This window comes from Paenibacillus sp. FW104-T2, assembly GCF_058789975.1.
On sequence record NZ_JBYTCE010000020.1, the window covers coordinates 56,416 to 66,102 of the forward strand.

The window sequence follows — 9,687 nt, forward strand, 5'->3', positions numbered from 1 at the left end:
GAACATACATAACATGTGATAATCATGACCCAGACGCCTGCCAGTGCTTGTCTACTGCCGCCAGATAGTCTACGGGTACCCTTTCACTTAAAACCTCGTAGGCGTGAACGTCGAAGTCCGAGATATGAATACTAGACCCTTGTTTCCGTTTATAAGCGTCCCAAAAGTATCTGAGGACCGTATAAGGCAGCAGATATGTCTTGTCTTGCTTCCGAAACTCTACCAGCAGAAAAGAGATACCATTCATTTTGTGAGCCTTGAGCAGATATTCGACTTGATGGTCTTTCAAGTTCTTGAGCTGGAACCGATCCAGACTCGTTATCGACTTGGCTTCAAAAGCGATTCCCCGGCCCGTTTTGATTATTCCGTCATAATCAACCGTTGAAGGTTCTTCATAATACCCTGCAAGTACGTTAGCGCCGGCTGCCTTTGTTACTTTGACCGGAGTAGGCCGCTTGTTTACCACGGCCAGACCTAATTTGTCATAGCGTTCATTGGAGAAAGTAATGATTGCTTCAAATCCCATTCCTCTATTGCCTCGATATGTCATGAGACACCTCCTGCTGCTTTCTTAGCCATTTGTTCAGCCGCAAAGCGCATCATTTTTTCATGCTCTTCATCCGAAATATCTGACTCATTTGGATCAGTAACAGGTTGTACTACTTGAATGTTTGGTTTCCCGCCTCGTCCATAAGACTTGCCTCCGTTGTTACTTGGTGGTGGTTCTTTTGTCCAAGGTTCATCTATTCCGTCAGCTTTCCAATTCTTCAGAATCCCTTCAACGTAGTTCACTCGGCGTTTTCCAGAAACGACAGCCTTTTTCATGGCTTCGCATACCCATCTCGATCCATATGTGACGATCATGTCTTCCATTTGATCTTTTATAACTGGGCTTATAGTTCCGAATCCTTCTTGTTCAAAAACTCTATAAGGATTCAATTCAATAATCTCACCACTACTACCAGACATGTTTTCGTTCTCAGGTTGTGTTGGTTGTGGTTCGGTATGGTTAGGTTGGTTAGGTTCGGTTTGGTTGTGTTGGTTGTGTTGGTTAGGTAGCCCCGTGTCCGGCGCGTCAGTCACACCACCGTCACGCGTGACAGGTGCGTGACCTTCATTTTCCTTTTGTTTTAGGCGAGATTTGCGTTTCCGTTCATTGTTTTTCTCGCGTTTTTCAACCAGCCTTCCAGCATAGTCGAACCAATCATGTATACAAATCATTCCGTCTATTTCGTCAATAAAACCCACATCTATCAATGATTTAAGCAGCAAATCTGCTTCCCCTTGCCACTCTACTGCATCTGCGATATCCTCCGGATCAAACCGCGTTATATCTCCTTCAGGCGCGTAGTCCATCGCCCACCACCAAAGCAAGTGCAAGTGTCCAATTACTGTCGGAACTGAAACACCAAGCTTCCTTGCACACTTTTTGGTCTTAGGGTGCCTGGCTAATCCCTGATGGCTCTCTATCCATGCCAATGCGGCCAGCCTCCTTAAAATTACACTTTCAATTCATATGTTGTGACGTCACGTACCTGTCACGCGTGACGGGCGTGTGACGTCACAACAATGTATTAATTATTTAATTCGTATTCAATGATGTTGGCAGCCAAGCGCCGAAATCTTCGCCCAGATTCTGTTCCGTCTAACATCCCATGGCATTCTAAGCATAGATGTGCGAGATCGTATGATTGCGTTTTATGGTCAATCTGTGTTCTGCCAGTCAAGTGAGCGCGTTGGGCAGCTCCAGCTCGTCCGCATGCTTCACAAATCCCTTGGGAACGATCCTTAACCCGTTCATCTACTGCATTTGAAATATCGCCCATTTGTTTCTGGGTCAGTTTTACGCGTTTGCCACGCAATTGTACTGATTTGGGATACGGTCTGTGTTCCACGGAATCACCCCAGCTTGCCTTGCGGCTCATTATTTGATAAAATGACGTTAATTGAATTTTCAAATGTTGTTGAAAGACGGTTGCGTTCGCGAGACGCAGCCGCTTTTTTATGCCCGCAGAACTCATCATAGTGAACACGGCAACCATCACAGCAGAACATTGAACCGTTATCTTCGACTTTCAAAATGTTGTACCTGGAGATCGGAACCTCACAGTTCATGCAGTGTCCCACCAGGCTTCCTCTCGTGACATACTCGCGACTGTCGACCGGATTATCCACTTGCTTGAGTTGCTTTTGGATCCGGAATGTTTTCAAACGGTAGTCGGCAAGCTTTTCCACGTCATCCGCAGGTGTTTCGGCCATTTGAGTATATGTTTGCAGCAGTAGTGCGCGCAGTGCGCGGCGCTGACGATCCTTTGTAATCTGATTCATGCTTGTCCCTCTTTCTGGCGAAGTCCCGCCTCTAATTCTTCGATTTGTCCATCAAACCAACTTGCTGCAGCCGGATCGGTATTTTTCATCCGAACCAACTTGTCCAACCGACGTTTCATTTCGATGCGTTCTTCCAATCGAGCTGCTGTCATAAGCGTCCCGCCTTATCCATAAAATTTATATATACATCATCCAGAACTTGAAGGTATTGAAACTTGTTTTCGTTTGGCCAGTCAGTACACATGATCGTATGAGCTTGCGCACCGTAGAATCCTAAACAATCTCCTTCGGCATCGGCGTAAGTAAAGCTGGCTTCCAATCCTTCGCGGAATCTTTGCAGTTCTTGGAGCGAAACCGCCCCTGGGAATATCCATGAGAGTGCGTTTTGCTCGATCACTTCATTCATTCCGTTCACCCTCCTTAAAACGCCATCTGGCGATTCGTATTTTCAATTTCCCGGAGCAGTCCGCCAGTAGGATTCCAAGCTTTGATGTGACTCAGGGCCTTATCAAAATCCTTTTTAAGCGTGTTGTGGTAAGAGTTGATGTTGAAATAATCTTTGTAATCGCGCCATAGTTCCTGGTACGCCCTACTTCGAAGACCTTTGTCGTGAAAGGATTCAGAGTCCCTTCCGCCTAATGCCGATGTCACGGTTTTGCTTGCAGCAATTTTGATACTTAACATTTGACTATGTTCAACAGTCGTGTTGTTTTCGACCCGCTCCAGACGACTTTCGATTTCAGGGAACTTCATCATCATGTCAGCAGTCTTATGAAGTGCAACAGCAAGTGCTGCATCTTTATCTAATACTTGAACTGAATATTGTCCAGTCTTACGGATAGACGGTAAGATTTCGCCAGCGACTTTTTCTTGGAACTCTTCAGCAGCTGTATTCTTTGCCTTCATTGCTAAGCGGTAAAAAACAGTTTCTGGAATAAATGAATCCTTCGACACTACTGTCGAAAACTTAAGATCATTCAAATACTGCCGGACACGATCCCACTTCACATACTCAGTTCCTTTAGAACTATCTGTGAAACCAAGCCCTCTAGCTGCGTCTTCAAGATTGATTTGAGCTGTCCCATTTTCATCAATGAATCCACGAACACCGTGAACTGTCATTAGACCGCTGTTAATTTGATTCATTTGTATTCACCCCGCTGTTTGATTTTTTTCGTAATGATCCACCCATTCACGCCGAATTAGGCGCTTACCACCGAATTTGAAGCTTTGCAATTCTCCACTTGAGAGTCGACGCATTATAGTTGAACGACTCGCCTTGAAGTAATCCATGCAATCTTTGATTGTCATAAGCTCCGAAGACACCAGAATCACCTCCTTCCTTTCCACAGTGTTAGACTGGAACAACTTCACCTAACATAAAGTTAGGATTTTTCTCAAAAAAAATGATTTCGTTCAATCTACATTCAAGAGCTTCGGAAATTTTAATGGCTTCCTCAAAGGTGATTTTCTCAGGATAATCTTCCATTCGTTTGTAAGTACTGTTATGAATGCCTAATTTCGAAGCCATTGCTGACTTAGTATACTTTTTGTAGGCCCTCCATTCCCTGAGTGTACGCCTCACCATAGATGTTCACCCCCTCTGGTGTACTCAATATATCAAACTTAAAGTTAGACTTCAAGCATATTTTTAGAATTTTTAAGTCTAAGTTAGAATTTTTGTGGAAATAATAGAATTTTAGTGGTAGGATGTAAACATAATTTTAAAAGAGGAGAATCAAATGTGAAGAAAATATATTTCGCTGAAAACCTTAGGAAATTCCGTGAAAAAAGAAACCTTACAAAAGAAGAATTAGGGGAACGAATTGGAGTATCAGGAGTTACTATAGGTTATTGGGAATCAGGTCGGAATGAACCGAGAATGGGTAAAGTTGATCTTATTGCAAACGTGCTTGATGTAACAATAGATGATTTATTGTTTGATAATCCGATGGTTGATTTCGGATCCGTTATACATAATCGTGAAATTACAGAAGATCAAAAGAAAGCCATTGAACTAATATTATCGCTTCCTCCAGAAGAAGTTAAAATGTTCAACCTATTAATGGAAAGGTCGCTTAACAATGAAAATTAAGGCTTGAGGTGATTTAAAATGGCTAACAAGAAAAAAGCCAACATAAGGAAAACTAAATCAGGCAAGTTTACTTATAGATACGATATGAAAGACCCGATATCCGGGAAAAGAATTCAAAAAGAAACGCCTGCTTTTGACTCTTATGATGAGGCATTAAATGAATCAATCAGAATTGACGCTGAATTAATGTATGGATTATATATCGACAGATCTAAAATAACCTTTAAAACTTGGGCTGAGGAATGGATAAATGAATATTCCAAATCCGGAATATCACGAAGTACCCTTGCTTCTAGAAAAAGTACAATAAATTCAGTTAATGAGATATTTGGATCAATATATATTCAAGATTTCACAGCATTTTATCTGCAAGATGTATTTGATGATCTAAAACAGAAGGATTATTCGAGAAGTTACCTTAACAGTCTTCACACGATTCTAAAAATGATTTTCGAGAAAGCTTTAAAGCATGATTTAGTTAGAAAAAATGTGGTCTTGCATGTTAAAGTCCCTAAATATAAAAAAACTGTTGAAGAAGTTGAACAATTTAACGAGATTCCTCGTTATTTAGAAAAAGATGAATTGGTTGGATTTCTTAAAACATCAAAAACAGCTTCAACGGAGCAGGCCTTCCGTATATTTTTTGTATTAGCCTACACCGGGTTAAGGATCGGCGAGCTGTGCGCATTGATGGAAACAGATTTTAATGAACTGCACAAATCATTGTCTATAACAAAAACTCTGTACATCCCCAATTCTCTTGCAAATTATGAAATTAATCCACCTAAAACACCATCTTCAGTTCGAAAAATTACAATAAGCAAAAGTGTAGTCGAGATAATAAAAGAGCAGTTAGCGTACAAAGCTAAAATTAAGGCTATGCACGGTAAGTGGTTTGAGGATCATAAGTTTATATTTTTCAATGAACATCAGTATCTTGGGTATCCGATGCCTATGAGCTCGATCAGAGTACTGATGTCAGACATTTTGGATAAAGCCGGTTTGCCAGATACCATAACCCCGCACCTTCTGCGACACACATTTACATCACTAATGGCCGAGGCAAAGGTTGAGATTGAAACTATACAGGACATGCTGGGTCATGAAGATGATGATGTTACTAGGAGAGTTTATCTGCACGTTACTCAAACGAGGAAAGTGGAGGCTGCCGATAAATTAGACGCGCTAATCGGAGACATATTTTAGATTTCGTGGGTGAATCGTGGGAGGACCCTTCGTCAACCCCTTGATACACAAGGGTTTTTCCCGTAAACTTCTTTATCACGCCTATAAATCATTTTTGAAAGCCTTTACAAAAACAAGGTTGACATTTTATCCTATTTATATAATTCTGTGCGCCTGCTCCATGAATATTGCTATATATCCATGTGTTCTGGCATACTCTAGGCAAAAGAAAATAAATGCTCCTTGGCAGGCCAAACCAACGTTTCAAAACGCTGCAATTGCTCTATATTAACTAGATAGCTTCTATGCTGATCGAAATTGTTAGAAGGAGACGTGACGTTTGGACAGAATTATTATGAAACGCCTGCTGCGCGGCTTGTGGGTCATTATTGCGACCGTTCTGATCGCCTTTGCCATATACTTGCTGTTTCCGCTTCTATACCCATTTGTCATCGCATGGATTATCGCTTATGCGATGAATCCACTGGTGAAGCTGCTTCAGGACAAAGCCCGCTTTCCACGCTGGTTAGCTGTGACCCTTTCATTGATCGTCTATTTCGGGGCAATCGTTGTGATACTTTCCGCAGCAGTAACCCGGATGGTAAAAGAAGTGATATCACTCACCACGAGTTTTGACCTGCATGTGGACGAGATTAAGGAAACCTTTGTCCGCTGGACCCAAAACGATACGATTCAGAACCTGATCGGACAGATTAACGAATTTTATAAGGAAAATCCTAACTATCAGGAAACGATCAACAGCAATATCAGCAAAACAACCGAAACGGTAGGTACCGCTGTCAGCGATCTGGTTACCGGATTTTTCAATATGATTTTGGGTCTGCTTACCTCGCTTCCCAACATGGGAGCCGTATTAATTGTCGTTCTGCTCTCCACGTTCTTTATTAGCAAAAGCTGGACCCGCCACGGCATTACAGTCTCGGGATGGGTGCCTTCTTCAATCCGCAAACCGATTACGGACATATGGAACGACCTAAAGAAAGCATTGTTCGGCTATGCCCGTGCTCAGCTGATCATGATTTCCATAACTGCGGTATTTGTCATGATTGGATTGCTCATCTTACAGGTGAAGTCTGCTTTTACTATTGCATTGCTTATCGGGCTGGTTGATCTTCTGCCTTATCTTGGCGTTGGACTGGTCATGGTTCCATGGGCAGCATACCTGTTTATGAACGGAGACATCTATCTTGGGATTGGTATTTCGGTCGTTTATCTCATCGTACTGATTGCGAGACAGATCATTGAGCCAAAGGTGCTGGCAAGCAGTGTGGGTCTGGATCCACTTGCGACACTGGTAGGCATGTTTGTTGGATTGAAGCTCTTTGGCGTACTCGGCCTGATCATCGGTCCTGTCAGCTTGGTCATTCTTGATGCCTTCAATCGTGCGAATGTGCTGCGCGATCTGAGAACGTACATCATCAATGGCCGGGTCCGATAGCTTTTGTACATTTTTTAATACATCAAAAAGGCTCCTTCTGCAGGAAAGATCTGCACGAAGGAGCCTTTAATAATGAATCAACACCATATTACGGACGGCGGTAGAACGTGATGCTGCCGTTTTTCATTTTTTTCTCAAGCCAACCCAGGAAAAATAAGCGGTACACTGCACGTGTTAACGGAAATACCAGGGTAAATCCGATGATATCCGTAACAAACCCCGGAATCAACAGCAAGAAACCACCCACAAAAATAAAAAGTCCGTCTACCATTTTCCGTCCAGGCACTTTACCTCGTTCCATCTCGGTTTTGGCATCGACGAGTACTTTTCGCCCTTCAAATTGCAGCATCGCTATACCAATCAAGGACGTGAGAATCATGAGAAGCAAGGTCTTCCCGGCTCCGATCCAGTCACTCATCAGAATGAATCCAAACAATTCAATAACCGGAACGAATAATAATATAGCCCACATCCATTTTCGCATTACCAATTACTCCTTTCCTGAGAGCCACACTTTCTCCAGTGCGCTATAGAGCTCAGGGGCGGCTTTATCCAGTCTTACCGGCTTCCAATCTCCATTCACCCACACATGCTGGGTAGAGCCTGTAACCAGTCGTTCTCCCGGAAGCGATTCATCAGAAGCCCATACCTGCTCTCCAATGCCGAATTGTACAGCAAGGTCTTCGGTCATGCGTCTTACGTCGTACTCATAATTTAATCGAAGACCACTAAATGCAACAATTCGGGTGAATATCATAATCTCATCATCATACTTTGCAGGCTTATGATACTTCACATCCAGTCCAGTTACGGGAAGCAGTAGCCCCTGTTCCTCCATTTTACGATATGTATACCCCATTTGGCGAATCATCTCGGTTCGACCGATTTCAAACCAATTCAAATAGTTGGCGTGATAGACCACACCCATCTGATCACTCTCTTGATAGCGTACACGCAGACGTGCCGCATACCAGTTTCCATGGTGCTGTTCTTGCATGTTACCCGCCTCCTTGGGTCTACCCTTTATACGTATTTATTCCGTGAAAAGTCTCATAAAGATGGAAAAAAGCAACGGGACAAATGCCCCATTGCTTCATTCCTGTTTTGATCCATCTAAAACTTAATTGTTCAATTAAGCGTTGTTTGGAATTTGGCTTACTTTGATCAGGTTGGTAGAACCGGAGCGACCCAGAGGTACACCCGCAGTGATGACAACCAGATCACCTTCTTTGACGATTCCCGATTTCAAACCGCCTTCGATTGCATTCTCAAACAAGGAATCCGTCGAGTCACAACGTCTGCCTTTCACCGGTGTAACACCCCAAGCCAGTGCAAGACGACGGGAAGTTCTATCTTCCGTAGTCACAGCAATGATTGGAGCTTCCGGACGGTATTTGGAAACCATACGAGCCGTATGGCCAGATTCAGTCGAAGTGATGATCGCTTTTGCGTTCAGATCTTGAGCGGACAGCGCAACGGATTGGCTGATTGCCTCTGTAACAGTTGTTTGTTGTGCAACACGTTGTTTCAGATACAGCTCTTGATAAGGCAGAGCGGACTCTGCTTTTTCAGCGATACGGGACATTGTCAGAACGGATTCAACTGGGTATTTACCCGCAGCTGTCTCACCAGACAACATGATTGCATCTGTTCCATCGAAAATTGCATTCGCAACGTCACTTGCTTCCGCACGAGTTGGACGCGGGTTGCGTTGCATGGAATCCAGCATTTGTGTAGCTGTAATAACCGGTTTGCCTGCAACATTACATTTTTCGATCATGCGTTTTTGTACCAATGGTACTTCTTCCGCAGGAATTTCCACACCAAGGTCACCACGAGCTACCATCAAGCCATCAGACACTTCAAGGATCTCATCCAGGTTGTCTACGCCTTGTTGGTTCTCAATTTTGGAGATGATTTGGATATGTCCAGCATTGTGTTTCTCAAGCAGTTCACGAATCTCAAGCACGTCACTTGCTTTACGAACAAAAGAAGCCGCGATGAAATCGATACCTTGCTCGATACCAAATACGATATCGTTCGCATCTTTTTCAGTGATACCCGGCAGAGAAATGGCAACGCCTGGAACGTTAACACCTTTTTTGCTTTTGATCGTTCCGCCGTTCACGATACGGCATTTGATCTCGGTGCCTTGCACTTCCACCACAGTCAGTCCGATCAGACCGTCGTCGATCAGAATTGTAGATCCCGGCTCAACATCATTTGGAAGATCTGCATACGTAATGGAAAGACGTTCTTTGGTTCCCAGAATTTCTTCTGTTGTCAAAGTGATGTACTCGTCCTGAACCAGTTCAATCGGTTCAACTTCGAGTTTACCTGTCCGAATTTCCGGTCCTTTGGTGTCCAGCAGGATTGCTACGGTTTTGTTCAACTCTTCGCATGCTTGGCGAATCGCTTTGATCCGTCCGCCGTGCTCATCGAAATCACCGTGGGAGAAGTTCAGACGGGCCACGTTCATACCGGCCATAATCAGTTTTTTGGTGTTCTCCAGTGATTCACTGGATGGACCGATTGTACATACAATTTTCGTTTTGCGCATTTTGGGTTTCCTCCGATTTTAAAAGGTCTCTCTGTATATGTCTTTTTTCTTTTTCCAACT

The 9,687-nt window shown here is 43.4% G+C and carries 15 protein-coding genes; 3 read left to right on the forward strand and 12 right to left on the reverse strand.

From position 1 onward, the window contains the following. Nucleotides 1–22 precede the first annotated feature (22 nt). From AC3WQ3_RS22200 to AC3WQ3_RS22240, 9 genes are all read right to left on the reverse strand, one after another. Complete coding sequence (locus AC3WQ3_RS22200; RefSeq protein WP_492473583.1) at nt 23–550, reverse strand: Holliday junction resolvase RecU; 528 nt, start codon at nt 548–550, stop codon at nt 23–25. Beyond that, on the reverse strand, nt 547–1,479 hold the full coding sequence (locus tag AC3WQ3_RS22205; protein WP_492473585.1) for a DnaD domain protein: 933 nt from the start codon (nt 1,477–1,479) through the stop codon (nt 547–549). The genes AC3WQ3_RS22200 and AC3WQ3_RS22205 overlap by 4 nt, the downstream gene beginning before the upstream one ends. Before the next feature lie 95 nt (nt 1,480–1,574). Next, nucleotides 1,575–1,895 carry a hypothetical protein gene (locus tag AC3WQ3_RS22210; protein WP_492473587.1) on the reverse strand — a complete coding sequence of 107 codons (321 nt, stop codon included), beginning with the start codon at nt 1,893–1,895 and terminating at the stop codon, nt 1,575–1,577. Nucleotides 1,896–1,899: 4 nt separating this feature from the next. Then, nucleotides 1,900–2,328 (reverse strand): hypothetical protein, encoded by a 429-nt coding sequence (locus AC3WQ3_RS22215; protein ID WP_492473589.1) that lies wholly within the window; start codon nt 2,326–2,328, stop codon nt 1,900–1,902. Then, the gene (locus AC3WQ3_RS22220) at nt 2,325–2,480 is read right to left on the reverse strand and encodes a hypothetical protein (protein ID WP_492473590.1); all 156 of its coding nucleotides are present in this window, start codon (nt 2,478–2,480) and stop codon (nt 2,325–2,327) included. The genes AC3WQ3_RS22215 and AC3WQ3_RS22220 overlap by 4 nt, the downstream gene beginning before the upstream one ends. Then, the gene (locus tag AC3WQ3_RS22225; protein WP_492473591.1) at nt 2,477–2,734 is read right to left on the reverse strand and encodes a hypothetical protein; all 258 of its coding nucleotides are present in this window, start codon (nt 2,732–2,734) and stop codon (nt 2,477–2,479) included. The genes AC3WQ3_RS22220 and AC3WQ3_RS22225 overlap by 4 nt, the downstream gene beginning before the upstream one ends. Nucleotides 2,735–2,748: 14 nt before the next feature. Beyond that, nucleotides 2,749–3,474, reverse strand: coding sequence for an ORF6C domain-containing protein (locus AC3WQ3_RS22230; RefSeq protein WP_492473592.1), 726 nt, complete (start codon nt 3,472–3,474; stop codon nt 2,749–2,751). 6 nt (nt 3,475–3,480) lie between these two features. Continuing rightward, on the reverse strand, nt 3,481–3,639 hold the full coding sequence (locus AC3WQ3_RS22235; RefSeq protein ID WP_492473593.1) for a helix-turn-helix domain-containing protein: 159 nt from the start codon (nt 3,637–3,639) through the stop codon (nt 3,481–3,483). 43 nt (nt 3,640–3,682) lie between these two features. Beyond that, the gene (locus tag AC3WQ3_RS22240) at nt 3,683–3,916 is read right to left on the reverse strand and encodes a helix-turn-helix transcriptional regulator (RefSeq protein WP_492473594.1); all 234 of its coding nucleotides are present in this window, start codon (nt 3,914–3,916) and stop codon (nt 3,683–3,685) included. Nucleotides 3,917–4,072: 156 nt separating this feature from the next. On the opposite strand from AC3WQ3_RS22240, the gene AC3WQ3_RS22245 reads away from it, so the two are divergent. From AC3WQ3_RS22245 to ytvI, 3 genes are all read left to right on the forward strand, one after another. Next, a complete protein-coding gene (locus tag AC3WQ3_RS22245; protein WP_492473595.1) occupies nt 4,073–4,423 on the forward strand; it encodes a helix-turn-helix domain-containing protein in 351 nt (116 codons plus the stop codon). An 18-nt stretch (nt 4,424–4,441) separates the two neighbouring features. Further along, entirely contained in the window at nt 4,442–5,629 is a 1,188-nt protein-coding gene (locus AC3WQ3_RS22250; RefSeq protein ID WP_492473596.1) for a tyrosine-type recombinase/integrase, read from the forward strand. Between the two features lie 319 nt (nt 5,630–5,948). After that, nucleotides 5,949–7,067 (forward strand): sporulation integral membrane protein YtvI, encoded by a 1,119-nt coding sequence (ytvI, locus tag AC3WQ3_RS22255; protein WP_336779421.1) that lies wholly within the window; start codon nt 5,949–5,951, stop codon nt 7,065–7,067. Nucleotides 7,068–7,155: 88 nt separating this feature from the next. Here ytvI and AC3WQ3_RS22260 read toward each other — a convergent pair whose 3' ends face one another. From AC3WQ3_RS22260 to pyk, 3 genes are all read right to left on the reverse strand, one after another. Beyond that, nucleotides 7,156–7,557: an FxsA family protein gene (locus tag AC3WQ3_RS22260; RefSeq protein WP_127536528.1), complete on the reverse strand. Its 402-nt coding sequence runs from the start codon at nt 7,555–7,557 to the stop codon at nt 7,156–7,158. After that, nucleotides 7,558–8,064 (reverse strand): acyl-CoA thioesterase, encoded by a 507-nt coding sequence (locus AC3WQ3_RS22265; RefSeq protein ID WP_492473597.1) that lies wholly within the window; start codon nt 8,062–8,064, stop codon nt 7,558–7,560. Between the two features lie 135 nt (nt 8,065–8,199). After that, nucleotides 8,200–9,627, reverse strand: coding sequence for a pyruvate kinase (gene pyk, locus AC3WQ3_RS22270; protein ID WP_095288128.1), 1,428 nt, complete (start codon nt 9,625–9,627; stop codon nt 8,200–8,202). Nucleotides 9,628–9,687: the final 60 nt, after the last annotated feature.

Bases quoted from the DNA above. Each gene is read 5' to 3' on its own strand.
- AC3WQ3_RS22225 (WP_492473591.1), bottom strand. From the start codon at position 2,734: ATGAATGAAGTGATCGAGCAAAACGCACTCTCATGGATATTCCCAGGG.
- AC3WQ3_RS22230 (WP_492473592.1), bottom strand. From the start codon at position 3,474: ATGAATCAAATTAACAGCGGTCTAATGACAGTTCACGGTGTTCGTGGA.
- AC3WQ3_RS22250 (WP_492473596.1), top strand. From the start codon at position 4,442: ATGGCTAACAAGAAAAAAGCCAACATAAGGAAAACTAAATCAGGCAAG.
- AC3WQ3_RS22215 (WP_492473589.1), bottom strand. From the start codon at position 2,328: ATGAATCAGATTACAAAGGATCGTCAGCGCCGCGCACTGCGCGCACTA.
- pyk (WP_095288128.1), bottom strand. From the start codon at position 9,627: ATGCGCAAAACGAAAATTGTATGTACAATCGGTCCATCCAGTGAATCA.
- AC3WQ3_RS22220 (WP_492473590.1), bottom strand. From the start codon at position 2,480: ATGACAGCAGCTCGATTGGAAGAACGCATCGAAATGAAACGTCGGTTG.
- AC3WQ3_RS22200 (WP_492473583.1), bottom strand. From the start codon at position 550: ATGACATATCGAGGCAATAGAGGAATGGGATTTGAAGCAATCATTACT.
- AC3WQ3_RS22240 (WP_492473594.1), bottom strand. From the start codon at position 3,916: ATGGTGAGGCGTACACTCAGGGAATGGAGGGCCTACAAAAAGTATACT.
- AC3WQ3_RS22235 (WP_492473593.1), bottom strand. From the start codon at position 3,639: ATGACAATCAAAGATTGCATGGATTACTTCAAGGCGAGTCGTTCAACT.
- AC3WQ3_RS22265 (WP_492473597.1), bottom strand. From the start codon at position 8,064: ATGCAAGAACAGCACCATGGAAACTGGTATGCGGCACGTCTGCGTGTA.